The following is a 24,604-nucleotide window of genomic DNA, read 5'->3' as shown; positions in this document are numbered from 1 at the left end:
ACGCCATGCTTACGTCGTGTGGTGCTTACGGCGCGTGGTGGGGCGCTTACGCCGCCTGATGGGCGAGCACGGCGACCGCGATCAGGACCACCAGCAAGGCCAGGAGCGCCGCAGGGGAGAGCCCGGCGAGAATCCCGGCCAGGCCGCCCTCCTGGTGCAGCCGCTCCCTGCTGGCCCGGCATACCGGGCAGCGGCCCTCGCTCACCGGGGCCGCGCAGTTGGCGCACACCAGACGGTCGCATGTCATGCGATCTCCTCCTCTACCGTGGCCAACGCGCGGGGAGGCGATTCGGTTCCGCCCTCCCCCCACCACTGTGCCAGCTTCCGTACGATCCGGCGCGCCCCGCAAATCAAGCGCGGGAGGCCAATGCCTGGTTTGTACCTGAAGGTGCCGTGAATAAACGCTCAACCCCTACCGGCGACTGCACGGCCCCTCCCGGTTCGCGTATGGTCACGCTCACCGACGGGATCCCGTACCCCGGGCGTCCCGTTCCCCCTTACAGGTCGACCCTGGTGCATCCGTGATCCGATTCGACAACGTCTCCAAGACCTACCCCAAGCAGACACGTCCCGCACTCCGGGACGTCTCGCTCGAGATCGAGAGGGGCGAGTTCGTCTTCCTCGTCGGCTCCTCGGGCTCCGGCAAGTCCACCTTCCTGCGACTGCTGCTGCGTGAGGAGCGGGCCAGCCACGGCATGGTTCACGTGCTGGGCAAGGACCTGGGCAAGCTCTCCAACTGGAAGGTGCCGCACATGCGCCGCCAGTTGGGGACCGTCTTCCAGGACTTCCGGCTGCTCCCCAACAAGACGGTCGGCGAGAACGTCGCCTTCGCCCTCGAGGTCATCGGCAAGCCGCGCGGCCAGATCCGCAAGACCGTGCCCGAGGTCCTGGACCTCGTGGGTCTGGGCGGCAAGGACGACCGCATGCCGGGCGAGCTGTCCGGCGGTGAGCAGCAGCGCGTGGCCATCGCGCGGGCGTTCGTCAACCGCCCCATGCTGCTCATCGCGGACGAGCCGACCGGCAACCTCGACCCGCAGACCTCCGTCGGCATCATGAAGCTGCTGGACCGGATCAACCGGACCGGCACGACGGTCGTGATGGCCACGCACGACCAGCAGATCGTCGACCAGATGCGCAAGCGCGTCATCGAACTCGAGAAGGGCCGGCTGGTACGCGACCAGTCGCGCGGTGTGTACGGCTACCAGCACTGAGACGTGCGCCCGTAGCCGCTGCAGCCTCCCCTGAAAGGACATCATGCGCGCCCAGTTCGTCCTGTCGGAGATCAGCGTCGGTCTCCGTCGCAATCTCACGATGACGTTCGCGGTCATCGTCTCCGTCGCCCTCTCGCTCGCCCTCTTCGGCGGATCCCTGCTGATGCGGGAACAGGTGAGCACGATGAAGGGCTACTGGTACGACAAGGTCAACGTCTCGATCTTCCTCTGCAACAAGAACGACGCGGAGAGTGACGTCAACTGCATCAAGGGTGCGGTCACGGCGAACCAGAAGCAGGAGATCAAGGCCGACCTCGACAAGATGCCGGTCGTGGAGAGCGTGCAGTTCGAGACGGCCGACCAGGCGTACAAGCACTACAAGGAGCAGTTCGGCGACTCGCCGCTCGCCGACTCCCTCACCCCGGACCAGATGCAGGAGTCCTTCCGGATCAAGCTGAAGGACCCGGAGAAGTACCAGGTGATCTCCAGCGCCTTCTCGAGCCGACCCGGAGTGCAGGAGGTGCAGGACCAGAAGGGCCTGCTGGAGAACCTCTTCAACCTTCTCTACGGCATGAACTACGCGGCCCTGGGCGTGATGGCGCTGATGCTGATCGTCGCGCTGATGCTGATCGTCAACACGGTCCGCGTCTCGGCGTTCAGCCGTCGCCGGGAGACCGGCATCATGCGGCTGGTCGGCGCGTCCAGTTTCTACATCCAGGTGCCCTTCATCATGGAGGCGGCCTTCGCCGGGCTGCTCGGCGCGGTCGGCGCCTGCGTGATGTTGCTGGTCGGCCGTTACTTCCTCATCGACCACGGCCTGGCGCTCGCCGAGAAGATGCAGCTGATCAACTTCATCGGCTGGGACGCGGTGCTGGCCGTGCTGCCGCTGGTGCTCGCGATCGGCCTGCTGATGCCCGCGCTCGCGGCCTTCTTCGCGCTCCGGAAGTACCTGAAGGTGTGACAGCCTGCCTCGCTGCGCCGCGCTGTGCCTCGTTACGCCCGCGCTTGCGCCGTTCATCGTGCTCCGCAAGTGCCTCAAGGTGTGACGTATGCCCCGGGCGCCGTAGGGTCAACCTGCCCTGCGGCGCCCCTGCGTTGTCCTAGACTCACCGGCATGTCGGGCCCGTCGATGTTCGTCCGGCCCCGCAGCATTCGCCGCGGGGCGGCCCTGACGTTCGTCTTTGCGACCGTGCTCGTGACCGGCGCGGCCGCCGCCAGCGCTCTCGGCGGCGAGGCGGGCAACTACCCCGGCGCGGGGGCCCGTTCGGCGGTCGGCAGCACCGACAGGGCCGAGGTCACGGAGGCCGCCGCCAAGGCGATGGCCGAGGGCAAGTCCGGCTCCGAGGCGGCGGAAGAGGTGGTCAGCCGGAGCGGCGACCGCTGGAGCGCCGTCTACAGCGCCCGCGAGTACGAGGACGTCCAGCAGGCCCTCGACGGCGAGTACGTCGGCGTCGGCCTGTGGGTGCGATGCAGACCCGGCGGCAGGATCGAGGTCGCCGGGGTCCAGCCGGGCAGCCCCGCCGACCGCGCCGGCATCACGGCCGGTGACCGGCTGCGCACGATCGACGGCGAGCCCATAACGGGCCGGCCCGTCACCGAGGTCGTATCGCTGCTGCGGGGCGCGGGGGAAGCGCAGCCGTACGGGGGGCGCGCGGCGGCCGCGGGCACGCCCGTCGCGCTGGGCCTGGAGCGGGCCGGCAGGAGCTGGGACGAGACGCTGCGCCGCACCCGCCTGGCCATCGAGACCGTCACCGCGGAGCGGTCCGCCGACGGCCGCACCACCCGCATCAAGGTCGAATCCTTCGCCAAGGGCGCAGGTGAGCAGGTGCGGCGCGCGGTGCGGGAGGTGCGCGACGGCGACGGCATCCTGCTCGACCTGCGCGGCAACTCCGGAGGGCTGGTCACCGAGGCCGTCACCGCGGCGTCCGCCTTCCTCGACGGCGGCCTCGTGGCCACGTACGACGTACAGGGCCGGCAGCGGGCCCTCTACGCGGAGGAGGGCGGGGACCACCGCAGCCCGCTCGTCGTCCTCGTCGACAGCGGCACCATGAGCGCGGCCGAGCTGCTGACGGGCGCCCTCCAGGACCGCGGCCGGGCCGTGGTCGTCGGCTCGCGCACCTTCGGCAAGGGCGCGGTCCAGATGCCCAGCGAGCTGCCGGACGGCTCGGTGGCCGAGCTGACCGTGGGCCACTACAGGACCCCCGCCGGGCGAAGCGTGGACGGCGACGGCATCGCCCCCGACCTGGCCGTGCGGCAGGGGGCGGAGGAGCGGGCGCGCACGGTATTGGGTGGCCTCGGCCACGGTTCGTAGTGCGACAATGGCCTCGCTATGGCTAAAGAGACGGGTCGCAAGCTGATCGCGCAGAACAAGAAGGCGCGGCACGATTACCTCATCCTGGACACCTACGAGTGCGGCCTGGTGCTGACCGGCACCGAGGTGAAGTCGCTGCGGCAGGGCCGGGCCTCGCTGGTGGACGGCTTCGCGCAGCTCGACGGCGGCGAGGCGTGGCTGCACAACGTGCACATCCCCGAGTACAGCCAGGGGACGTGGACGAACCACTCGGCGCGGCGGAAGCGGAAGCTGCTGATGCACCGGGCGGAGATCGACAAGCTGATCGGCAAGACGCAGGAGACCGGGCACACGCTCGTACCGCTGTCGCTGTACTTCAAGGACGGCCGGGCCAAGGTCGAGATCGCGCTGGCCAGGGGCAAGCGCGAGTACGACAAGCGGCAGACGCTGCGGGAGAAGCAGGACAGGCGCGAGGCGGAGCGGGCGATCTCAGCGGCGCGGCGGCGGCAGCGGGCGTAGCCGCCGGACTCGGCGCCCCCGGGCGCCCCGAGCCCTATGCCTGGGCGGCGCGGGCGCCCCGGACGCCCGGAATATGGTGGCCCCGGCCTGTGTTGATCCCGTACGATGGCACCTGCACCCCACGGGGTGCGCACCTTGAAAACACCACATGGGGATGATCGGTTTCGACAGCGGATGTCGAGGCAGGGGAAGCGAGCCGAGGAAGCGGCAATGATCTCGTAAACCACGTGTCGCAAAAAATAATCGCCAACACCAAGCGCGATTCCTTCGCCCTCGCTGCCTAAGTAGCGACCTGCGAAGTGTCAGCCCGGGGCTGTTCCCGACCCGGATCCTGGCATCAGCTAGGGAACTCAACCACTGGACCCGGCCACGGGGGCCAGTGGGAAAGCAAACAGTGGCTGAGCCCGTCGGCAGCTTGTCTGCGTGACTGCCGGGGCTGAGAAAAGCACAGCAGACTGCGCTCGGAGAAGCCCTGGTTCCGCACCGTTGGACGCGGGTTCGATTCCCGCCATCTCCACGAAGGCGACAGGCGACGTGTGCCCGCGAAAAGCGCGGGCCGCGTCGCCTTCGTCGTTGTTGCGCGGCTTCGCCACCCGCACCCCTTCACTTCACCCATACGAGGACGGCCCCGCCTACGGCGGGGCCGTCCTCGTTACGGGGTATTGCGGCCCGGGGGAGCCCCGGGCGAGGCGCCGACTCCTCCGCCGCGCGGAGCGCCGGGCGGCCCCGCAGCGCCTTGGCTCTGCGGCTCTGGCGCTCCCTGGGTGCGCGGTCCCCGTGCAGCGTCGCGTCGGCTATGCGACGACCGGGCCGAGGAGCCCCAGTCCCGGGCGAGGCCCTACGGCGCGTGAGGGGCCGGAAGCCCTGCCCGCAAACGGCCGGAGCCGGATGCGGCGATCAGGAGGGCCAGGGCGCCCGCCGCGGCCGTAGCCCAGTAGGCCGCGCCTGCGCCCAGATGTTCCACGGTCCGGCCGCCCGCCGCAGCGCCCGCCGCGATGCCGACCAGCAGCCCCGTATAGACCGTGGTCATGCCCTCGTTGAGCCGCCCCGCGGGCACCAGCGCCTGGACGAGGGTCATGCCGGTGACCATCGTCGGAGCCGTCGCCATGCCCGCGAGGAAGAGCAGGGCGGACAGGGCCGACAGGCTCTCGGCCGCGGTCAGCGGGAGGACGGCCAGCGCCATGGCCGCCGTGCCCGCGGCGAAGTGGCCAGCGGCCGGCTCCCGCAGCCGCAGCGCACCGAAGACCAGGCCCGCCACGCACGACCCCGCGGCCTGGAGGGCCAGTACGGCGCTGCTCGCCGGGCCGGAGCCCAGCTCCTCCACCGCAGCGACCGTCGCCACCTCCAACGAGCCGAAGAGGGCGCCGGTCGCCAGGAAGGTCGCCAGTACGACCCCGAGGCCGGATATGCGCAGGGGCCCCGAGCCGCCGCCCGCCGCCCTGGGCCGCACCGGCGGCTCGGTGGAGCGCTGGGCCGCGAAGAGCAGGGTGCCGCCGGTCAGGAGCGCGGCCGCGGTGAGCAGCCCGGCCTCCGGGAACGCGAGCGTGCACAGCAGCATCGCCAGCACCGGGCCCAGCATGAAGGAGATCTCGTCGAGGACCTGCTCGACGGAGTTGGCAGTGTGCCGCAGCTCGCCGCTCCTTCGGTGGAGTTCCGCCCACCGCGCCCTGGTCATCGCCCCCACGCTCGGCACTCCCAAGGAGCCCGCGCACGCCGGGAACAGCGCCCAGTCCGGGGCGCCGTAGTGCACGCACAGCAGCATCGCCGCCGCGCCGACGGCGAACACCAGGGCCGCGGGTACGGCCACCCGCGCCTGTCCGTGCCGGTCGACCAGCCTGCCGAGCAGCGGCGCGGTGACCGCCGTGACCGCGACCCCGGTCGCCGAGACCGCCCCGGCCAGGGCGTACGAGTCGCGCACGGCCGCGATCATCACCACGTTGCTCACGCCGAGCATCGAGACCGGCAGCCGCGCGAGAAACCCGGCGAGCGTGAAGGCGAGCGCGCCCCGCGGCGCGAAGACACGGGCGTACGGGGCCAGGAACGGGATCATGCGATCACCCTCGCCGTCCGCGCCGGAACCGGTCCAACACCTGCTGGGCGGCCATTCACGCATCTGTGTTGTCAAAGTTCGCGGTGCGTCAGACTGTGCGGATGCTGGGGGACATAGAGCCGCGCCTGCTGCGCGCCTTCACCGCCGTCGCCGACGAGCTGCACTTCACCCGTGCCGCCGCCCGTCTCTATGTCGCGCAGCAGGCGCTGAGCCGGGACATCCGGCGGCTGGAGCGGCAACTGGGCGTGACGCTGTTCGTTCGCACCACCCGCAGCGTGGAGCTGACCGTGGACGGCGAGCGGCTGCTGCCCTACGCCGAGGGGGTCCTGGCCGCCCAGGACGAGCTGGCGGCCGCCTTCGGCGCCACAGCCGCCCCGCGGCGCCCGCTGCTCGTCGACGTCGGCGCCACCGTGTCCACGGCATACCGCGTGCTGGAGGAGGCCCGCCGCGCGGCCCCCGACACGGAGCTGGTGGCCCGCTTCCACAGCGGCCTCACCGGCGCGGCCGCCGACATCCTGAGCGGGCGGCTCGACGTCTCCTTCGGACGGGTCGCCGGGCTCGACCCTGCCGTACGCGCCCGCCTCGGCCACCGTCCCGTACGTTACGAGCCGATGGCGGTCCTGCTGCACGAGGACCATCCGCTTGCCGCGCTCCCGCAGGTTCCTCTGGCCGCGCTCGCCGGCGAGACGCTGTATGCCGCGGCGGGCAACCCCGCGACGGCCGAATGGACGGACCTCGCCGAGCAGCTGTTCGCGGGCCGCGGCATCGCTGTGGCCGAGCCGTTCCCCGGGATCGACGGCGACGGCGAGTTCGTCCGCATCGTGACCAAGCGGCGCTGGTCGGTGCTGGCGAGCGTGGCCTTCACCGTTGTGCCCGGCATGGTCCTGCGGCCGCTGGCCGCTCCCGTGCCGCTGTCGCCCGTGTCGATGGTGTGGCGGGCGGGGCTGCGTCACCCCGGCCTCGACGCCCTCCACGAGGCCGTCTGTACGCTGGCCGAGGCGCACTGCTGGCTGCGGCTCCCGCCGGGCTCATGGCTGCCGGATGCGGACGCAGCTCTCACAGGTCCGCCCCCGCGCAGGTGAGTGCAAGGTTTCGTACGCGTCACCTGACGCCACGGGCCCGAAACCCGCCGTCTCTAGCGTCAGGCTCACGGCGCACAACCCGGCCATGGCCCGACACCCTCTGGAGGCGTGATGACTGCCCCGACGACGACATCCCGTAAAGGAGGCCGCTGGATCGAGCAGTGGGATCCGGAGGACGAGACCTTCTGGAAGGAAACGGGTCAGAAGGTTGCCAACCGCAACCTGCTCTTCTCCGTTTTCTCCGAGCACATCGGCTTCTCGATCTGGACCCTGTGGTCGGTCCTGGTCCTCTTCATGGGACCGGAGTACGGCATCGACCCGGCCGGGAAGTTCTTCCTGGTCGCGATGGCGACGCTGGTCGGTGCCTGCATCCGTGTGCCGTACACCTTCGCCGTGGCGCGCTTCGGCGGCCGCAACTGGACGATCGTGAGCGCGGGGCTCCTGCTGCTGCCGACGATCGCGGCGTTCGCGGTGATGAAGCCCGGCACGTCGTACACGACGTTCATGCTGGTCGCGATGCTCACCGGGGTGGGCGGCGGAAACTTCGCCTCGTCCATGACGAACATCAACTCCTTCTTCCCGCTGCGGAAGAAGGGCTGGGCGCTCGGCCTCAACGCGGGCGGCGGCAACATCGGAGTGCCGGTGGTCCAGCTCGTCGGTCTGGCCGTCATCGCCACGGCCGGCGCCGGGCAGCCGCGGCTGCTGCTGGGGATCTACCTGCCGCTGATCGTCATCGCGGCGGCGCTGGCCGCGATCAAGATGGACAACCTCGCGCCGGTGAAGAACGACACCGGGGCCTCCAAGGAGTCCGTCAAGGACGCGCACACCTGGATCATGTCGTTCCTCTACATCGGCACCTTCGGCTCGTTCATCGGCTACAGCTTCGCCTTCGGCCTGGTGCTGCAGACCCAGTTCGGCCGCACACCGCTGCAGTCGGCCTCGCTCACGTTCATCGGCCCGCTGCTCGGCTCGCTGATCCGGCCGGTCGGCGGCTGGCTCGCGGACAAGTACGGTGGCGGAAAGATCACGCTGTGGAACTTCGCGGCGATGGCCGTGGCCACCAGTGTGGTGATCGCCGCTTCGGTCCAGAAGTCGCTGCCGATCTTCCTCATCGGCTTCATCACGCTCTTCGTCTTCTCCGGCCTCGGCAACGGGTCGACGTACAAGATGATCCCGGGGATCTACCACGCCAAGGCCATCGCGCTGGGCCTGACCGGTGAGGAGGCCGCGGCCTACGGGCGGCGCCTGGGCGGTGCCGCGATCGGTCTGATCGGTGCGGTCGGGGCGCTCGGCGGCCTCGGCATCAACCTCGCGTTCCGGCAGTCCTTCATGACCTCCGGGACGGGCACCGCGGCGTTCGTGTCCTTCCTCGCCTTCTACGCCGTGTGCTTCGTGATGACCTGGGCCGTATACCTGCGGCGGACCGCATCGCGCACGGTGGCGGCCGGGCAGCCGGTGGCGGAGCGGCCCGCGCCCGCCTACGCGGAGGTCTGAGCGCGGCCGAGCACGGCGAACGGAACAGCGGCGCGTACGGCCTGGGGCAACCCCGGGCCGTACGCGCGTTAACACTGGGGAAATGCGGGCGAACCGCGTACGTCATCAGGCGTTGACACTATCCATAAGCCCCGGGCGCACGCGCACCACCTATGCGAAGCGGGACGAGAGCCATGTACGGAGAGCAGAAGACAGCCCAGGCGGCGGCCCTGGCGGGCGGTGCCGCCGAGCCGCAGGGCGGCGCGGCCGGCCCTGCCGCCTCCGAGAGCCCTGCCGATGCGGCGACCCCTGCCGGATCGGCGACCCCTGCCGGCTCGGCCGCCGCGCCGCAGCCGCTGGCGGGGTTCACCGTGGGCGTCACCGCGGCGCGGAGAGCCGATGAGCTCGGCACGCTGCTGCGGCGGCGCGGCGCGGCGGTGCAGCACGCGGCGGCGCTCCGTATCGTCCCGCTCCCCGACGACACCGAACTCCTCGCCGCCACCAAGCAGCTGATCGACCACGCGCCCGATGTGGTGGTCGCGACCACCGCGATCGGCTTCCGCGGCTGGGTCGAGGCGGCCGACGGCTGGGGGCTCGGCGAGGCGCTGCTGGAGCGGCTGCGCGGCGTGGAGCTGCTGGCCCGCGGGCCCAAGGTGCGCGGTGCGATCCGGGCCGCGGGGCTGACCGAGGAGTGGTCGCCCGCGTCCGAATCGATGGCCGAGGTGCTCGACCGGCTGTTGGAGGAGGGCGTCGACGGCCGCCGGATAGCGGTTCAGTTGCACGGTGAGCCGCTGCCCGGCTTCGTCGAGTCGCTGCGGGCCGGGGGCGGCGAGGTCGTCGGCGTGCCGGTCTACCGCTGGATGCCCCCGGAGGACCTCGCCCCGGTCGACCGGCTGCTGGACGCGACGGTCGCGCGCTCGCTCGACGCGGTCACCTTCACCAGCGCGCCCGCTGCGGCCTCGCTGCTGGAGCGGGCCACGGAGCGCGGCATACTGGACGAGTTTCTGGACGCGCTGCGGCACGACGTGTTGCCCGCGTGTGTCGGCCCGGTGACCGCGCTGCCGCTCGAGGCGCACGACGTCGCCACCGTGCAGCCCGAGCGGTTCCGCCTCGGTCCGCTCGTGCAGCTGCTGTGTCTCGAACTGCCCGGCAAGGTGCGGCCGTTGCCGGTCGCGGGGCGGAAGCTGGAGATCCGGGGGCACGCGGTCCTGGTGGACGGTGAGTTGCGCACCGTACCGCCTGCGGGCATGGCCTTGATACGGGCCTTGGCCCGGCGGCCCGGCTGGGTGGTGCCGCGGGCGGACCTGCTGCGCGCGCTTCCGGGCGCGGGGCGCGACGAGCACGCCGTGGAGACGGCGATGGCCCGGCTCCGTACGGCCCTGGGCGCGCCGAAACTGATCCAGACGGTGGTCAAGCGGGGCTACCGGCTGGCACTGGACCCGGCTGCCGACACGAAGTACGGCAGCGCGTAGGCGCGCTGCCGCACACCCGGGCGGCCGCGGAGCGCCACGGTGCGGCGCGGCATACGAACCCGGCCCTGCCCGCTCACCTGCGGCGGCGCCGGCTCGGTGCGGAGCTCGCCCGGCGTGGAGCTCGCCCGGTGCGGCGCCCGCCCGGTGCCGAGCTCGCCCGCCTGCGGCGGGCCTGCGCAGATGCCTCGCCCGCAGTGGCCCTCGGCGGGTCCCGCGCCTGGTCTTCCCACCCACCCGCTTCTTCTCCCAACCCATGTCTGCGCCCGCACGGGCGCAACGCGCCCGCGCGGGCGATGACATGAGAGAGCGGGCGCAGACATGCGCTCGCGGTGTCGGGGGGTGGGCTTGGCGGGGCACTAGGGGCACTCTGGGGAGTGAAGTTCCCTCAGGTGCCCTGGCGGGGCGCCCTGGCAGCCAAGGAGTGACAGGGGCATGGCAGCTATGGCCTTCGGCGATCTGCGGTTCGACGCCGGGCGGGTCTGCCTCGACCTCGCCGCCACCCTGCTCCCGCCCCGCGTCCCCGGAGGCGAGCCGGTGGAGCGGCTCGACACCCCGCAGCGGCTGCGGGACTGGCTGACCGGCGCAGGCCTCGCGCCCGCGGGATGCCCGCTCCGTGCCGCCGACGACCGCTGGCTCGACCGCTTCCGCCTGCTCCGCGACCTGTTGCGCAGGGTGGTCGGGGCCGAGCTCACCGGTCGTGCGGCCGATCGCGACATCGACGCGCTCAACGCCCTCGCGGCCGCCGCGCCACCCGCCGTACGGGCCGTGCGCACCGAGGACGGCGGCCTGGTCCGCAGGTTCGCCGCGGTTCCCGACTGCGCGGGGCTGCTCTCCGCCGTGGCCCGGGACGCCGTCGATCTCCTCACCGACCCCACCGCCCGCGGTCAGCTGCGGCAGTGCGCAGGGGACTCCTGCTCGCTGGTCTACCTCGACACCTCGCGCGGGCGGCGGCGCCGCTGGTGCTCCAGCGAGGTGTGCGGCAACCGGGAGCGGGTCGCCCGGCACCGGCGGCGTGCCGTCGCCGCGCGGAACTGACGCCGCCGTGCGGACCACACCACGCGAACTCCCCTGTAACGGCAAGGAGTTTCACTCCGCACCAGAGCATCCCGCCACCCAATTCCCGAAGTTTTTCGCGAGCCGTTGAGCAACTCGGCGCCCGCACCCGTACTCAGGAGGGACGCGGCTCCTCGGGCCACTGCTGTTCCCCCACGCCAGTGGGCCCGAGGACGGGCGGGAGTCCGCAGCAGACGAGGGCTGCGGACTCCCGCCCTACTCCTGCCATTTCGTCCAATGACCGTCCCCAGCGTTTCCAATGCTGGGACTCGACCAGGAGGTTCGGGTGCGCAAGGATGCGGCCGTGGTCGAACACCGTCCTTCCAGAACCCGGCACAGGGCCGAAAAGCCCCGGGCCGGCGGCAGCGTGCCGGATGAGGAGCTCATGCGAGTCCTCTACCGCGAGCACGCGGGTCCCTTGCTCGCCTACGTACTCCGGCTGGTGGCGGGCGACCGCCACCGCGCGGAGGACGTCGTCCAGGAGACGCTGGTACGCGCCTGGCGCAACGCCGAGCAGCTGAACAGGGCCACCGGGTCCGTACGCCCGTGGCTCGTGACCGTGGCCCGCCGTATCGTCATCGACGGCCACCGCAGCCGCCAGGCACGGCCACAGGAGGTCGACCCGTCACCCCTGGAACTCATGCCCGCGGAGGACGAGATCGACAAGGCTCTGTCGCTCATGACGCTCTCCGATGCTCTGAGCGACCTCAGCGACGCGCACCGGGAGGCGCTCGTCGAGACGTACTTCAAGGGCCGTACGGTCAATGAGGCGGCCGAAAAACTGGGTATACCCAGTGGGACCGTGAGATCCCGTGTGTTCTATGCGCTGCGCTCCATGAAGCTCGCGCTCGAGGAACGAGGAGTGACGGCATGACAGCGCATGAGCGCCCTTCGGAGCACGAGGCCGTCGGTGCCTACGCGCTCGGTGTGCTCGATCCCGCGGACGCGGCGCGCTTCGAAGACCATCTGGCGTACTGCGACGCCTGTGCGCAGCAGCTCGAGGAGTTCATGGGGCTCGAGCCACTGCTGGCCTCGCTCGCCGAGACCCCGTCCGCCGTCCCCGACCCCGCCGCGCTGCACGCCCCGCCGAGCCCGCAGCTGCTGGACCGGCTGGTGGACGAGGTGGCGGTCAAGCGTAGCCAGAAGCGCAGGCGCGGGCTCTACCTGGTCGCGGCCGCCGCCGCGCTGATCATCGGCGGGCCCGTCGCCACCGGCGTGATGGCCTCCGACGACGGCAAGTCCCAAGCCAACCTGCCGCACGCCCACTCCACGAGTCCGGCCGAGGACGCCTTCTTCAACCACTTGACCGACAAGGTCGAGGCGACCGACCCGGTCAGCAATGTCGCGGCGACCGTCGGCACCGAGAAGAAGGCCTGGGGCACGCACGCCGTGCTGGAGCTGAAGAACGTCAAGGGCCCGCTCAAGTGCAGCCTCGTCGCCGTCTCCAAGACGGGGGACGAGGAGGTCGTCACCTCCTGGTCGGTCCCGAAGTGGGGCTACGGCATCCCCGGCAGCACCAACGAGAAAGCCAAGCAACCGCTCTATGTGCACGGTGGCGCGGCCATGGCCCGCAGCGACATCGATCACTTCGAGGTCCGCACCTTCGACGGCAAGCGCCTGGTCTCCGTCGGCGCCTGACTGCGGCGCCTGAGCGCGGCGCCTGCCCCTCTCGGCGCCGCGCCGAACCGGGGCCCGGCCTCAGAGCCCGGCCCCGGTCCCGTCCTGAACATCGGGATCGGAAAAGATCCCTGATCACAGATGCGCGGTACGCCCCCTTCGCGTACGGTTGACGGCTGCCCAGCACGTCAGAAGGGGGCACGGGTGGCCGCGCAGGAAGCCGCTGTCGATTCGGTACGTGACCGCGAGATCGGTGTCGAGCAAGATCACCTGGATCAGGTGTACCGGCGCCTCGAGGAGAAGATCCACGAGGCCGAGTTCCTGATGGACGACGCCGCCCGGCGCGGCCAGGTCGGCACGCCCGGCGCACTCGCCGAGCGCGACGCCCAGGTCTTCCGCGCCGGAGTCCACCTCAACCGGCTGAACAGCGAGTTCGAGGACTTCCTCTTCGGCCGGATCGACCTGCTGCACGGCAAGGACGGGGCGCGAGGCCCGGACGGTGCGTACACCTCGGTCGAGCCCGCGGACGACGCCGTACGGGACGGCCGCGCCGAGATCGCCGAGACCCTGCACATCGGCCGGCTCGGCGTCCTCGACGCCGACTACTCCCCGCTCGTCATCGACTGGCGGGCCCCCGCCGCCGCCCCCTTCTACCGCGCCACCCCCAAGGACCCGGGCCGCGTCGTCCGCCGCCGCGTCATCCGCAGCAAGGGCCGCCGGGTCCTCGGCGTCGAGGACGACCTGCTGCGCCCCGAACTGACAGCCTCCCTGGACGGCTCGGAGCTGCCCGTCGTCGGCGACGGCGCCCTGATGGCCGCGCTCGGCCGGGCCCGCAGCCACGCCATGCGCGACATCGTCGCCTCCATCCAGGCCGAGCAGGACCTCGTCATCCGCGCCCCCGCCGCCTCCGTCACCGAGGTCGGCGGCGGCCCGGGCACCGGCAAGACGGCAGTCGCCCTGCACCGCGCCGCGTACCTCCTCTACCAGGACCGCCGCCGCTACGCCGGGGGCATCCTGGTCGTCAGCCCGACCCCGCTGCTCGTCGCGTACACGGAGGGCGTGCTGCCGTCCCTCGGCGAGGAGGGGCAGGTCGCGATCCGCGCGGTCGGCTCGCTGGTCGAGGGCGCGCAGGCGGACACGTACGACGAGCCGGCCGTGGCCCGGATCAAGGGCTCGTCCCACATGGTGAAGGTGCTCCGCAAGGCGGCCAGGGGCGCGCTCGACATCGGCGCCACCCCGGACCGGCTGCGCGTCGTCGCCTTCGGCCGCCGCGTCGAGCTGGACGCCGCCGAGCTGCAGCGCATCCGGCAGGCCGCGTTGGGCGGCACCGCCCCGGTGAACCTGCTGCGCCCCCGGGCCCGCCGCCTCCTGCTGGACGCGCTCTGGACGAAGTCCGGCGCGCACCGGCGCTATACGGACCCGGAGCTGGCCGCCGAGGCCCGCGCCGGGTTCGACGAGGACCTCTCCACCGAGCCGTACTTCACCGACTTCCTCGACGCCTGGTGGCCCGAGCTCACCCCGCGCCTGGTGCTCGCCGCCATGGCCGACGAGCGGCGACTCGCCCGCTGGTCGCGCCGGGTGCTGACGCAGCGCGAAGTGCGGCTGCTCGCCCGCTCCCTGGGGCGGCTCGATGCCGAGGGCCGGGGGCCGCTGTCGGTCCACGACGTGGCCCTGCTCGACGAGCTGCACGTGCTGCTCGGCACCCCGGCCAGGCCCCGCAAGCGCGAGGTCGACCCGCTCGACCAGCTGACCGGCCTGGAGGAACTCACCACCTACGCCGAGCGCACGGGAGCCGTCCGCCGCAGCCGGGGCGAGCGGCTGGAGGAGGAGCGTACGGACTACGCCCACGTCATCGTCGACGAGGCGCAGGACCTCACGCCCATGCAGTGGCGGCTGGTCGGCCGCCGCGGCCGGCACGCCACCTGGACGATCGTCGGCGACCCGGCGCAGAGCTCCTGGTCCGACCCGGAGGAGGCGGCCGCGGCGCGGGACGAGGCGCTCGGCACCCGCCCGCGCCGCCAGTTCACGCTGTCCGTGAACTACCGCAACCCCGCGGAGATCGCGGAAGTCGCCTCCCGGGTCCTCGCCCTGGCCATGCCGGGCATGGAGTCCCCGGAGGCGGTCCGCACCACCGGCATCGAGCCGAGATTCGCCGTGTCCCGCGACGGCCTGGCCGCCTCCGTACGCGAGGAGGCGCAGCGCCTGTTGGACGAGGTGGACGGCACAGTCGGCGTGGTCGTGGCGATGGACCGCCGCGAGCAGGCCCGTGAGTGGGTGGCGGGCCTCGGTGACCGGGTGGTGCCGCTGGGCAGCCTGGAGGCGAAGGGGCTCGAGTACGACGCGACGGTCGTGGTCTCGCCCGCCGAGATCGCGGACGAGTCCCCGGCCGGGCTGCGGGTGCTGTACGTGGCGCTGACCCGGGCCACGCAGCGGCTGACGGTGCTCTCGGGCGAACGGGACGTACCGGACGCGGACGGAGTCCCGGACCTGCTCAGGGACTGACCACGGGACGGCACGTACGGCCGGTCCCGCGGTCGCCCCACGGCCGGTTGCCGGCCCGGCCCGCGCGGCCGATCGGGGGCGGTTTCGCCTCAACTGCCGGTACAGGAATGACTTCTCGGGGTCGTTTGTTAGCCTGGGTGTGGCACCGGCCCGATCCAAGCCCCCGGGCCCAACCTTTGTCGCTTCGAGCGACCACTTGCCGCGAGGCGAGCATGGCGGGTCGGTGTCCTCGCTCGTACGTGAAGGGCGTCCCTCTCAGCAGAGAGGGGCGCCCTTCGTGCGTGGGGGTCCCCCACAGGCGAAGCGCTGCGGGCGGAACAATATTTCCGAAACTCGAAGGCGACTAACGCGTACCGGCAGGTAGGTGCGACGATCGACCGAGCGAGCCGAAGAGCGCGCCGGTGTCGAAAGCGACGAGGCCAAGCGAGGAACGAGCGCAGCGCCGAGGAGTGCCGACACCGGGTCGAAACGCCCGGAGGCGAGCGAGGAGTAACCTGCGCGCCCCGCCAAACGCGGCCGCGCCTCACGCGAACAAGAAGGCAGAAGAGGAAGTCGGCCATGGCAACGGCGCCCAGCGTCTCCTACTCGATGACGGTCCGGCTGGAGGTACCGGCCAGCGGCACCGCCGTCAGCCAGCTCACCACCGCCGTGGAGTCCTCCGGCGGCTCGGTGACCGGGCTGGACGTCACCGCGTCGGGTCACGAGAAGCTGCGCATCGACGTCACCGTCGCGGCCACCTCCACCGCGCACGCCGAGGAGATCGTGGAGAAGCTGCGCGGCATCGAGGGCGTCACGCTGGGCAAGGTCTCCGACCGTACGTTCCTCATGCACCTCGGCGGCAAGATCGAGATGGCGTCGAAGCACCCGATCCGCAACCGTGACGACCTCTCCATGGTCTACACCCCGGGCGTCGCCCGCGTGTGCATGGCGATCGCCGAGAACCCCGAGGACGCCCGGCGCCTCACCATCAAGCGCAACAGCGTCGCCGTCGTCACCGACGGCTCCGCCGTCCTGGGCCTGGGAAACATCGGCCCGAAGGCCGCGCTGCCCGTCATGGAGGGCAAGGCGGCCCTCTTCAAGCGCTTCGCCGGCATCGACGCCTGGCCGCTGTGCCTGGACACCCAGGACACCGACGCCATTGTCGAGATCGTCAAGGCCATCGCCCCGGGCTTCGCGGGCATCAACCTCGAGGACATCTCGGCGCCCCGGTGCTTCGAGATCGAGGCCAGGCTGCGCGAGGCCCTGGACATCCCGGTCTTCCACGACGACCAGCACGGCACCGCCATCGTCGTCCTCGCCGCGCTCACCAACGCGCTGCGCGTCGTCGGCAAGGGCATCGGTGACGTACGGGTCGTGATGTCGGGCGCGGGAGCGGCCGGTACGGCCATCCTCAAGCTGCTGATCGCCGCCGGTGTGAAGCACGCGGTCGTCGCCGACATCCACGGCGTCGTGCACGCGGGCCGCCAGGACCTGGTCGAGGCCGACGGCCGTAACGAGGGCGGCGCGCTGCGCTGGATCGCCGACAACACCAACCCCGAGGGGGTCACCGGCACCCTCACGCAGGCCGTGGCGGGCGCGGACGTCTTCATCGGCGTCTCCGCCCCCAACGTCCTGACCGGCGAGGACGTCGCCGCCATGGCGGACGGCGCGATCGTCTTCGCACTGGCCAACCCGGACCCGGAGGTGGACCCGGCCGTGGCCCGCCAGACCGCCGCCGTCGTCGCGACGGGCCGCAGCGACTTCCCCAACCAGATCAACAACGTGCTCGTGTTCCCGGGCGTCTTCCGCGGCCTGCTGGACGCCCAGTCACGCACGGTGAACACCGACATGATGCTGGCCGCCGCGACCGCGCTCGCGGACGTCGTCACCGAGGACGAGCTCAACCCGAACTACATCGTCCCGAGTGTCTTCAACGACAAGGTCGCCGGGGCCGTCGCCGGAGCCGTCCGGGACGCCGCGAAAGCGGCCGGACCGGCTGTGACGGCGGCCACGGCGGACTGAGCACGGCGCGTCGCAGGGCTCGCGGTCCCACCTGGCCCCATAGGGTGACGGGCAGAAAAACGGCCGCGAAACCCGCCGCAACCCTGGAACGAGCCCTGCGGTGCGCTGCCAGGAGCAGACGGAGCGTCACCGAAACGAGGCCGTGGCGCTTTTCGTGTGACTCCGAGGGGTGCCGGATTGGCTTTCCCGCCACAGGTGGGGGCAGGATGCGTATCCGGGCGCGAGGGTCTGCAACCAGACCCGGGTCCGGGGACTGTCCGAGGGCCCTGGCAGCATCGGCTTCGATCTCACGCCTCATTGGCAAGTTGAACACGGGAGTAACTATGAACCGCAGTGAGCTGGTGGCCGCTCTTTCCGAGCGCGCCCAGGTGACCCGTAAGGACGCGGACGCCGTCCTGAACGCGCTCGCCGAGACCGTCGGTGAGGTCGTCGCCAAGGGCGACGAGAAGGTCACCATCCCCGGCTTCCTGACCTTCGAGCGCACCCACCGTGCCGCTCGCACCGCGCGGAACCCGCAGACCGGTGACCCGATCGAGATCCCGGCCGGCTACAGCGTGAAGGTCTCCGCGGGCTCCAAGCTCAAGGAAGCCGCCAAGGGCAAGTAAGTTCCCCGCACGACGCGAAGGGCGGCCACCCTCGGGAGGGTGTCCTCCCTTCTGCGTGGGTGCCGGCTCGCCGGACGGCCAGGCGCTCGCCCGGAGGCTTCGGGAGTAACCCCCCGGCCCCCCGGACCCCCAGCAGGGGGTCCGTCGGGGCTCAGGCGCTCACAGACGGTGGCTCAGGCGCTTGCGGACGGCTTCGGGAGTTCGACCTTGCCGCCGAGCCCCTCCAGCTTCCCCATGAAGTTCTCGTAGCCGCGGTTGATCAGGTCGATGCCGTGGACGCGGGAGGTGCCCTGGGCCGCGAGGGCGGCGATCAGGTACGAGAAGCCGCCGCGCAGGTCCGGGATGACCAAGTCGGAGCCCTGGAGCTTCGTAGGCCCGCTCACCACCGCCGAGTGCAGGAAGTTCCGCTGGCCGAAGCGGCACGGGGTGCCGCCGAGGCACTCGCGGTAGAGCTGGATGTGGGCGCCCATCTGGTTCAGCGCGCTGGTGAAGCCCAGCCGCGACTCGTACACCGTCTCGTGCACGATCGACAGGCCCGCCGCCTGGGTCAGGGCGACCACCAGCGGCTGCTGCCAGTCGGTCTGGAAGCCCGGGTGGACGTCCGTCTCGAGCGCGATCGCGTTCAGCGGGCCGCCCGGGTGCCAGAAGCGGATGCCGTTGTCGTCGACCTCGAAGGCGCCGCCGACCTTCCGGAAGACGTTGAGGAAGGTCATCATCTCGCGCTGGCTGGCACCGCGTACGGAGACGTTTCCCTCGGTCGCGAGCGCAGCGCACGCCCAGGAGGCGGCCTCCAGGCGGTCGGACAGGGCGCGGTGGTTGTAGCCGCCGAGCTTCTCCACGCCGGTGATCTGGATGGTGCGGTTGGTGCCCATCGTGATGATCGCGCCCATCTTCTGCAGGACGCAGATGAGGTCCTCGATCTCCGGCTCGATCGCGGCGTTGCGCAGCTCGGTGATGCCCTCGGCCAGGACGGCGGTCAGGAGCACCTGCTCGGTCGCGCCGACCGACGGGTACGGAAGCTCGATCTTGGTGCCGCGCAGCCGGTGCGGCGCCTCCAGGTACTGGCCCTCGGGCCGTTTCTCGATGACCGCGCCGAACCTGCGCAGCACGTCGAAGTGGAAGTCGATCGGCCGGCCGCCGATGTCGCAGCCGCCCAGGCCCGGGATGAAGGCGTGGCCGAGGCGGTGCAGCAGCGGGCCGCAGAAGAGGATCGGGATGCGGGAGGACCCGGCGTGCGCGTCGATATCGGCGACGTTGGCGCTCTCCACGCGGGAGGGGTCGAGGATCAGCTCGCCCGGGTCGTCACCTGGGCGCACCGTGACGCCATGCAGCTGCAGCAGCCCGCGTACGACGCGGACATCACGGATGTCGGGCACATTGCGCAGCCGGCTTGGCTCGCTGCCGAGCAGAGCGGCGACCATGGCCTTCGGCACGAGGTTCTTCGCGCCGCGGACATGGATCTCGCCCTCGAGCGGTGTGCCGCCGTGGACAAGCAGGACGTCGTCGGTCATGGGTCTCGCGTTCCTGGAGTCGGGCAGGGACCAGAGAAATGGTAAGGGCCGTGTGGCCCTCCTCCGTAAGGGCGCGGTACGAACGACCACGGCATGCATTCGTCTCAACACGTTCCGTTCATCTCCCCGTACCGCAGGGTCACCCGGGAACACCGCAGGGTCGCACGGCGCGCCCCCATGCCGCCGTACGCCCCGCGCTGCCGTCGGCCGCGTAGCCGCATTGACTCCCCGCGGAGGGCAATCGTGCGGGATCATGTCGTCATGACCGAGGTGTCCTCCCTCACAGGGCGGCTGCTAGTCGCGACACCGGCGCTGGCCGACCCCAACTTCGACCGCGCTGTGGTGCTCCTCCTCGACCACGACGAGGAGGGATCGCTGGGCGTCGTCCTGAACCGGCCGACGCCGGTCGGAGTCGGGGACATCCTCGAGTCCTGGGCCGGTCTCACGGGGGAGCCGGGCGTGGTGTTCCAGGGCGGCCCGGTGTCGCTGGACTCGGCGCTGGGCGTCGCCGTTGTGCCTGGCGAGGCGGGCACGCCCGTGGGGGAAGGGCCGTTGGGCTGGCGGCGGGTGCACGGCGCCATCGGCCTGGTGGACCTGGAGGCGCCGCCGGAGCTGCTGGCCGCGGCGCTGGGATCGCTGCGCATCTTCGCGGGCTACGCGGGCTGGGGACCGGGCCAGCTGGAGGACGAGCTGGTCGAGGGGGCGTGGTACGTGGTGGAGTCCGAGCCGGGTGACGTGTCCTCGCCGGACCCCGAGCACCTGTGGCGCTCGGTGCTGCGGCGGCAGCGCAACGAACTCGCCATGGTGGCGACGTATCCGGACGACCCGAGCCTGAACTAGGCGACTCAGGGGCCCGCCCAGCCCGGTCTGCCCGGTGCCGTGCCTGCTCGTGCGGTCCCGCTCAGCCCGGCCTGCCCGGTGCCGCCGGGCCCCGGAACGTACCGCGGTACGCGCTCGGGGAGACGCCGAGCGCCGCCTGCAGGTGCTGGCGCAGTGAGGCCCCCGTGCCGAAGCCCGCGTCCGCCGCGACCCGGTCGACCGGCAGATCCGTCTCCTCCAGCAGCTGCCGGGCCCGCTCGATGCGCTGCTGGGCCAGCCACTGCATCGGGGTCATCCCCGCCTCCTCGCGGAACCGGCGGCTGAAGGTCCGTACGCTCATCGACTCCCGCGCGGCCAGCTCGCGCAGCGTGAGCGGCCGGTCGAGGTGCTCGAGCGCCCACGCGCGGGCCGCGCCGGTGGAGGAGAGCCGGGGCTCGGGGACGGGCCGCTGGATGAACTGGGCCTGGCCGCCCTCGCGGTGCGGGGCGACCACCGTGGAGCGGGCCACCTCGTTGGCGACCGCCGAGCCGTGGTCGCGCCGGATCATGTGCAGGCACAAGTCGATGCCCGAGGCGACGCCTGCCGAGGTGAGGACCGACCCGCCATCGGTGTCGTCCCCGGCGTCGTCCTCGGTGTAGAGGACGTCCGGGTCGACCTTGACCGCCGGATGGATCTCCTGGAGGTGCTCGCAGGACCGCCAGTGCGTCGTCGCGCGGCGGCCGTCGAGGAGCCCGGCGGCGGCCAGGACGAAGGCGCCGGTGCAGATCGAGGCGATCCGGGTGCCGGGCCGGATACGGGCGAAGGCTTCGGCGAGCGGGCCGTCGAGACGGCCGGTCTGGGGCTCGTAGTCGACCTGGGCGGACGGGACGATCACGGTGTCGGCCTCGGCCAGGGCGTCGGGGCCGTGCGCGACGGCGATGGCGAAGTCGGCGCTGGTGCGGACCTCGCCGGGTACGAGCGCGCAGGTCACGACCGTGTAGAGCGGCTCGCCGCCGCGTACCCGCGCGGCCTGCCCGAACAGCTGGTGGACGATGCCCACTTCGATCGGCAGCAGACCGTGGCGGGCCAGGACGGCGACCCGGTGGCGGCTGGGATGGGGGAAAGCGGCCATGGCGAGATTCTTTCATATGTCGGCCATCTGGCCACTCGTCGAGCCAGGGCCCGCCGCGCAGGCTCGTAGGCATGACACAGAGCGTCGAGAGAATTCACCTGTGGGGTCGGCGACCGCACCGTGCCTGGTGGGTGGCCGCCGTCTCCGGGCTGGCGATCGTCAGCGCGGGCGCCTTCACCACGATGTCCGGTCTCCTCGTCGGCCCGCTGCACGCGGAGTTCGGCTGGTCACGCTCCACCATCGGCTTCGCCGCCTCAGTGAACATGGCGCTGTACGGGCTCACCGCGCCCTTCGCCGCCGCGCTGATGGACCGCTTCGGCATGCGCCGGGTCGCCGCCGGTGCGCTGGCGGCCGTCGCGGTCGGTGGCGGCCTGACGGCGGTCATGACCGAGGCCTGGCAGCTGACCGTCCTGTGGGGCTTCCTCGTCGGGCTGGGCTCCGGCTCCCTGGCGATGGCCTTCGGCGCGACCGTCGTCGGCTGCTGGTTCGTACGCCGCCGCGGCCTGGTCACCGGCTTGCTCACCGCGGCCGGCGTCTTCGGCCAGTTCGTCTTCCTGCCGCTGCTCTCCTGGATGACCGAGCGCTTCGGCTGGCGTGCGGCCGCCGTGACGCCGGCGCTGGCCGCACTGGTCGTGCTGGTGCTCGTACGGCTGCTGCTGCGCGACCATCCGGCGGATGCGGGACTGAGGCCGTACGGGGCCGCGGAGTGGGTGCCGAAGCCCGCCGCCGTGCCGGGCGCCGCCCGGCGCACCCTGCGGGTGCTCCGCGACGCCGCGCGCACCGCCCCGTTCTGGCTGCTCGCCGGCACCTTCGCGATCTGCGGCGCGTCCACGAACGGGATCATGTGGACGCACTTCACCCCGGCCGCCCACGACCACGGCATGCCCGTGACGGTCGCCGCCTCGCTGCTCGCCCTGATCGGGATCTTCAACGTGGCCGGCACCGTCGGCTCGGGCTGGCTCACCGACCGGGTCGACCCCCGGCGGCTGCTCGCCGCGTACTACGCGCTGCGCGGCCTGTCGCTGATGTTCCTGCCGCTGCTGCTGGCGCCGGCGGTGCACGGGCCGCTGGTCGCCTTCGTCGTCCTCTTCGGCCTGCTCGACGTGGCCACCGTGCCGCCGACGATCGCGCTGTCCCGGGAGTTCTACGGCGAGGACGGTGCCATCGTCTTCGGCTGGGTGAGCGCCGCGCACCAGGTGGGCGCCGGACTCGTGGCCTTCCTCGGCGGCGTGGCACGGGACGCGTCCGGCTCGTACGACATGGTGTGGATCGCCGTCGGGGCGCTGTCCGCGACGGCGGCGCTGCTGGCACTCGTCCTGCGCTCTCCCCGGCACAGCCCGGCTGCGGGCCCGGCAAGTCCGGCGGGCCCGGCAAGTCCGGCGGGCCCGGCAAGTCCGGCAGGCCCGGCAGGACCGGCCCGCCGCGCCCCCAAGGCCCGGAGCGCCGCCGCTCCCTGCTTCCCGCGGGCGTGAGTACCCTTGGCAGACATGAGCACTCTCGAGCCCGAGCGCGGGGCAGGCACCGGAACCCTGGTAGAGCCGACGCCGCAGGTGTCGCACGGCGACGGCGATCACGAGCGCTTCGCCCATTACGTCCAGAAGGACAAGATCATGGCGAGCGCGCTGGACGGCACGCCTGTCGTCGCGCTGTGCGGCAAGGTCTGGGTCCCGGGCCGCGACCCGAAGAAGTACCCGGTCTGCCCGATGTGCAAGGAGATCTACGAGTCCATGGGCGCCGGTGGCGACAGGGACAAGAGCGGCAAGGGCAGCGACAAGAAGTAGCCGACCCTCCGGTGGGCTTGTGACGGCCCCCGGGTGCGCACCATGCGCATCCGGGGGCCGTTCGCGTTGCACATGGTGGTTCCGCCGGTCACGAAGTGGTGGAGACCACTTGTCGGGCCCGTGAACCGCTCATAGCCTCCTGCGTGTTGTGCAGCGCGAAACGTATGTTGTGAATGCTGCAACGCCAACCGTTGGGGGTCCCATGAAACTCTCCGCCCGCCTTGCCGCCCCGACGGCGGCGCTCGTCCTCGCCGGGCTCACCGCCACCGCCTGTGCCCCGTCGACGTCCGACAACAGCGCGACATCGGACGAGAAGAGCGGCACGCTGCGCGTCTGGCTCTTCCAGGAGGTCGCCAACAAGCCCAAGGAGAAGGTCGTCGACGAGGCCGTCGACGCCTTCGAGAAGGCGCATCAAGGCACCAAGGTCGAGGTCGACTACATACCCGTCGACACCCGCGCGCAGAAGATCAAGGCGGCCTTCAACGACCCGAAGAGCGCGCCCGATCTGATCGAGTACGGCAACACGGACACCGCCGGGTACGTCAAGGACGGCGGACTCGCCGACGTCAGCGAGGAGTTCGCGGCCTGGGGCGACGCCAAGGACACCGACCCGACGGCCAAGGAGTCCGTCACCGTCGGCGGCAAGGTCTACGGCGCCCCGCTGTTCGTCGGCGTGCGGGCGCTGTACTACCGCACCGACGTCTTCAAGGACCTCGAGCTCGAGGTGCCGAAGACGCAGGCCCAGCTCATCGAGACGGCCAGGAAGATCCGCAAGGAGAGGCCGGAGCTGTACGGGCTCGCGGTCGGCGGCGCGTACACCTACGGTGCGATGCCCTTCATCTGGGCGAACGGCGGTGAACTGGCCACCGGGAAGGGCGGCACGTACACCTCCGCCATCGCCGGGCCGGCCGCCCAGAAGGGCATCAAGGCGTACACCTCCCTCTTCGGCGACGACAACTGCCCCGCCGCCAAGTGCGCCGAGATGGGCGGCAACGACACCGTCACCGCCTTCGCCTCCGGCAAGGCGGGCATGGCCATCGGCGGCGACTTCAGCCACCAGGCCATGGAGGACGGCAAGGTCAGGGGCAAGTACGCGGTCGTGCCGCTGCCCGGCGTGAAGGAGGGCGAGATCGCTCCGGCCTTCGCGGGCGGCAACAACCTCGGCGTGCTGAAGAGCAGTTCGCACCGCACCCTGGCCGTGGAGCTGATGAAGTCCCTGGCGGGCAAGGAGACGCAGCGGGGGCTCTTCGAGGCGATGGGCTTCCTGCCCACCTACACGGACGTACGGGACGAGGTGGCGCGGCAGGAGCCGTTCGTCGAGCCGTTCGTGAAGACCCTCGACGCGGGCGCGAAGTTCGTCCCGGCCTCGCCGGGCTGGGCGGCGATCGACGCCTCGCTCGTGCTGCCGACGATGTTCCAGGAGGTCGTACGCGGCGACAAGCCGGTGTCCGCGGCCGCGGAGGACGCCGCGAAGAAGATGGACGACGCGTTCCGCTCCGCGGGGTGA

At 71.6% G+C, this 24,604-nt stretch carries 21 protein-coding genes and 1 other RNA gene; 18 read left to right on the top strand and 4 right to left on the bottom strand.

What is annotated here, in order from left to right:
- Positions 1-46: 46 nt before the first annotated feature.
- The gene (locus ACTWP8_RS29330) at positions 47-247 is read right to left on the bottom strand and encodes a hypothetical protein (RefSeq protein WP_443315433.1); all 201 of its coding nucleotides are present in this window, start codon (positions 245-247) and stop codon (positions 47-49) included.
- Positions 248-521: 274 nt separating this feature from the next.
- Here ACTWP8_RS29330 and ftsE point away from each other — a divergent pair, with 274 nt between their 5' ends.
- The 5 genes from ftsE (at position 522) to ssrA (ending at position 4,540) form a co-directional block, all read left to right on the top strand.
- Complete coding sequence (gene ftsE, locus ACTWP8_RS29325) at positions 522-1,211, top strand: cell division ATP-binding protein FtsE (protein WP_443325108.1); 690 nt, start codon at positions 522-524, stop codon at positions 1,209-1,211.
- 43 nt (positions 1,212-1,254) lie between these two features.
- On the top strand, positions 1,255-2,172 hold the full coding sequence (ftsX, locus tag ACTWP8_RS29320) for a permease-like cell division protein FtsX (RefSeq protein WP_443325107.1): 918 nt from the start codon (positions 1,255-1,257) through the stop codon (positions 2,170-2,172).
- Positions 2,173-2,325: 153 nt separating this feature from the next.
- Positions 2,326-3,522, top strand: a complete 1,197-nt coding sequence (locus tag ACTWP8_RS29315) for a S41 family peptidase (RefSeq protein ID WP_443325106.1) — start codon at positions 2,326-2,328, stop codon at positions 3,520-3,522.
- A gap of 18 nt (positions 3,523-3,540) precedes the next feature.
- Positions 3,541-4,020 carry an SsrA-binding protein SmpB gene (gene smpB / locus ACTWP8_RS29310; RefSeq protein WP_443315429.1) on the top strand — a complete coding sequence of 160 codons (480 nt, stop codon included), beginning with the start codon at positions 3,541-3,543 and terminating at the stop codon, positions 4,018-4,020.
- 150 nt (positions 4,021-4,170) lie between these two features.
- Positions 4,171-4,540: a transfer-messenger RNA gene (gene ssrA / locus ACTWP8_RS29305) on the top strand.
- A 318-nt stretch (positions 4,541-4,858) separates the two neighbouring features.
- Here ssrA and ACTWP8_RS29300 read toward each other — a convergent pair.
- Positions 4,859-6,070: an MFS transporter gene (locus ACTWP8_RS29300; protein ID WP_443325105.1), complete on the bottom strand. Its 1,212-nt coding sequence runs from the start codon at positions 6,068-6,070 to the stop codon at positions 4,859-4,861.
- Between the two features lie 101 nt (positions 6,071-6,171).
- On the opposite strand from ACTWP8_RS29300, the gene ACTWP8_RS29295 reads away from it, so the two are divergent.
- From ACTWP8_RS29295 to ACTWP8_RS29255, 9 genes are all read left to right on the top strand, one after another.
- Positions 6,172-7,152, top strand: a complete 981-nt coding sequence (locus ACTWP8_RS29295) for a LysR family transcriptional regulator (RefSeq protein WP_443325104.1) — start codon at positions 6,172-6,174, stop codon at positions 7,150-7,152.
- Positions 7,153-7,263: 111 nt separating this feature from the next.
- On the top strand, positions 7,264-8,646 hold the full coding sequence (locus ACTWP8_RS29290; protein WP_443325103.1) for an MFS transporter: 1,383 nt from the start codon (positions 7,264-7,266) through the stop codon (positions 8,644-8,646).
- 173 nt (positions 8,647-8,819) lie between these two features.
- Positions 8,820-10,097 carry a uroporphyrinogen-III synthase gene (locus ACTWP8_RS29285; RefSeq protein ID WP_443325102.1) on the top strand — a complete coding sequence of 426 codons (1,278 nt, stop codon included), beginning with the start codon at positions 8,820-8,822 and terminating at the stop codon, positions 10,095-10,097.
- 432 nt (positions 10,098-10,529) lie between these two features.
- A complete protein-coding gene (locus ACTWP8_RS29280) occupies positions 10,530-11,132 on the top strand; it encodes a CGNR zinc finger domain-containing protein (RefSeq protein WP_443325101.1) in 603 nt (200 codons plus the stop codon).
- A 277-nt stretch (positions 11,133-11,409) separates the two neighbouring features.
- Positions 11,410-12,024, top strand: coding sequence for a sigma-70 family RNA polymerase sigma factor (locus tag ACTWP8_RS29275; RefSeq protein ID WP_443315423.1), 615 nt, complete (start codon positions 11,410-11,412; stop codon positions 12,022-12,024).
- Entirely contained in the window at positions 12,021-12,788 is a 768-nt protein-coding gene (locus ACTWP8_RS29270; protein WP_443325100.1) for a zf-HC2 domain-containing protein, read from the top strand. Before ACTWP8_RS29275 ends, ACTWP8_RS29270 begins: the two co-directional genes overlap by 4 nt.
- A gap of 183 nt (positions 12,789-12,971) precedes the next feature.
- On the top strand, positions 12,972-15,269 hold the full coding sequence (locus ACTWP8_RS29265; protein WP_443325099.1) for a HelD family protein: 2,298 nt from the start codon (positions 12,972-12,974) through the stop codon (positions 15,267-15,269).
- Positions 15,270-15,827: 558 nt separating this feature from the next.
- The gene (locus ACTWP8_RS29260; protein ID WP_443315420.1) at positions 15,828-17,270 is read left to right on the top strand and encodes an NAD-dependent malic enzyme; all 1,443 of its coding nucleotides are present in this window, start codon (positions 15,828-15,830) and stop codon (positions 17,268-17,270) included.
- Positions 17,271-17,593: 323 nt separating this feature from the next.
- A complete protein-coding gene (locus ACTWP8_RS29255; RefSeq protein WP_365260683.1) occupies positions 17,594-17,875 on the top strand; it encodes an HU family DNA-binding protein in 282 nt (93 codons plus the stop codon).
- Between the two features lie 173 nt (positions 17,876-18,048).
- Here ACTWP8_RS29255 and murA read toward each other — a convergent pair whose 3' ends face one another.
- A complete protein-coding gene (gene murA / locus ACTWP8_RS29250; RefSeq protein WP_443325098.1) occupies positions 18,049-19,386 on the bottom strand; it encodes a UDP-N-acetylglucosamine 1-carboxyvinyltransferase in 1,338 nt (445 codons plus the stop codon).
- Between the two features lie 261 nt (positions 19,387-19,647).
- On the opposite strand from murA, the gene ACTWP8_RS29245 reads away from it, so the two are divergent.
- Positions 19,648-20,226 carry a YqgE/AlgH family protein gene (locus tag ACTWP8_RS29245; protein WP_443315418.1) on the top strand — a complete coding sequence of 193 codons (579 nt, stop codon included), beginning with the start codon at positions 19,648-19,650 and terminating at the stop codon, positions 20,224-20,226.
- A gap of 61 nt (positions 20,227-20,287) precedes the next feature.
- Here the strand turns inward: ACTWP8_RS29245 and ACTWP8_RS29240 are convergent, their stop codons facing one another.
- Positions 20,288-21,316, bottom strand: coding sequence for a GlxA family transcriptional regulator (locus tag ACTWP8_RS29240; protein ID WP_443325097.1), 1,029 nt, complete (start codon positions 21,314-21,316; stop codon positions 20,288-20,290).
- Between the two features lie 71 nt (positions 21,317-21,387).
- Here ACTWP8_RS29240 and ACTWP8_RS29235 point away from each other — a divergent pair, with 71 nt between their 5' ends.
- The 3 genes from ACTWP8_RS29235 to ACTWP8_RS29225 all read left to right on the top strand — a co-directional run bounded on the left by ACTWP8_RS29235 (position 21,388) and on the right by ACTWP8_RS29225 (position 24,604).
- On the top strand, positions 21,388-22,788 hold the full coding sequence (locus ACTWP8_RS29235; protein WP_443325096.1) for an MFS transporter: 1,401 nt from the start codon (positions 21,388-21,390) through the stop codon (positions 22,786-22,788).
- A gap of 15 nt (positions 22,789-22,803) precedes the next feature.
- On the top strand, positions 22,804-23,097 hold the full coding sequence (locus tag ACTWP8_RS29230; protein WP_443325095.1) for a DUF3039 domain-containing protein: 294 nt from the start codon (positions 22,804-22,806) through the stop codon (positions 23,095-23,097).
- A gap of 202 nt (positions 23,098-23,299) precedes the next feature.
- Positions 23,300-24,604 carry an extracellular solute-binding protein gene (locus tag ACTWP8_RS29225; RefSeq protein ID WP_443325094.1) on the top strand — a complete coding sequence of 435 codons (1,305 nt, stop codon included), beginning with the start codon at positions 23,300-23,302 and terminating at the stop codon, positions 24,602-24,604.

It is taken from the genome of Streptomyces sp. 7N604 (assembly GCF_052245475.1).
Taxonomy (GTDB): Bacteria; Actinomycetota; Actinomycetes; order Streptomycetales; family Streptomycetaceae; genus Streptomyces.
The sequence above is the reverse complement of the archived record's forward strand: the minus strand, read 5'-3'. Positions and strand labels throughout refer to the sequence as shown.

Excerpts from the sequence above, each read along its gene's own strand:
- ACTWP8_RS29330 (WP_443315433.1), bottom strand. The coding sequence starts at position 247 with ATGACATGCGACCGTCTGGTGTGCGCCAACTGCGCGGCCCCGGTGAGC.
- ftsX (WP_443325107.1), top strand. The coding sequence starts at position 1,255 with ATGCGCGCCCAGTTCGTCCTGTCGGAGATCAGCGTCGGTCTCCGTCGC.
- ACTWP8_RS29315 (WP_443325106.1), top strand. The coding sequence starts at position 2,326 with ATGTCGGGCCCGTCGATGTTCGTCCGGCCCCGCAGCATTCGCCGCGGG.
- smpB (WP_443315429.1), top strand. The coding sequence starts at position 3,541 with ATGGCTAAAGAGACGGGTCGCAAGCTGATCGCGCAGAACAAGAAGGCG.
- ACTWP8_RS29300 (WP_443325105.1), bottom strand. The coding sequence starts at position 6,070 with ATGATCCCGTTCCTGGCCCCGTACGCCCGTGTCTTCGCGCCGCGGGGC.
- ACTWP8_RS29295 (WP_443325104.1), top strand. The coding sequence starts at position 6,172 with ATGCTGGGGGACATAGAGCCGCGCCTGCTGCGCGCCTTCACCGCCGTC.
- ACTWP8_RS29290 (WP_443325103.1), top strand. The coding sequence starts at position 7,264 with ATGACTGCCCCGACGACGACATCCCGTAAAGGAGGCCGCTGGATCGAG.
- ACTWP8_RS29285 (WP_443325102.1), top strand. The coding sequence starts at position 8,820 with ATGTACGGAGAGCAGAAGACAGCCCAGGCGGCGGCCCTGGCGGGCGGT.
- ACTWP8_RS29280 (WP_443325101.1), top strand. The coding sequence starts at position 10,530 with ATGGCAGCTATGGCCTTCGGCGATCTGCGGTTCGACGCCGGGCGGGTC.
- ACTWP8_RS29275 (WP_443315423.1), top strand. The coding sequence starts at position 11,410 with ATGCTGGGACTCGACCAGGAGGTTCGGGTGCGCAAGGATGCGGCCGTG.
- ACTWP8_RS29270 (WP_443325100.1), top strand. The coding sequence starts at position 12,021 with ATGACAGCGCATGAGCGCCCTTCGGAGCACGAGGCCGTCGGTGCCTAC.
- ACTWP8_RS29260 (WP_443315420.1), top strand. The coding sequence starts at position 15,828 with ATGGCAACGGCGCCCAGCGTCTCCTACTCGATGACGGTCCGGCTGGAG.
- ACTWP8_RS29255 (WP_365260683.1), top strand. The coding sequence starts at position 17,594 with ATGAACCGCAGTGAGCTGGTGGCCGCTCTTTCCGAGCGCGCCCAGGTG.
- murA (WP_443325098.1), bottom strand. The coding sequence starts at position 19,386 with ATGACCGACGACGTCCTGCTTGTCCACGGCGGCACACCGCTCGAGGGC.
- ACTWP8_RS29245 (WP_443315418.1), top strand. The coding sequence starts at position 19,648 with ATGACCGAGGTGTCCTCCCTCACAGGGCGGCTGCTAGTCGCGACACCG.
- ACTWP8_RS29240 (WP_443325097.1), bottom strand. The coding sequence starts at position 21,316 with ATGGCCGCTTTCCCCCATCCCAGCCGCCACCGGGTCGCCGTCCTGGCC.
- ACTWP8_RS29235 (WP_443325096.1), top strand. The coding sequence starts at position 21,388 with ATGACACAGAGCGTCGAGAGAATTCACCTGTGGGGTCGGCGACCGCAC.
- ACTWP8_RS29230 (WP_443325095.1), top strand. The coding sequence starts at position 22,804 with ATGAGCACTCTCGAGCCCGAGCGCGGGGCAGGCACCGGAACCCTGGTA.
- ACTWP8_RS29225 (WP_443325094.1), top strand. The coding sequence starts at position 23,300 with ATGAAACTCTCCGCCCGCCTTGCCGCCCCGACGGCGGCGCTCGTCCTC.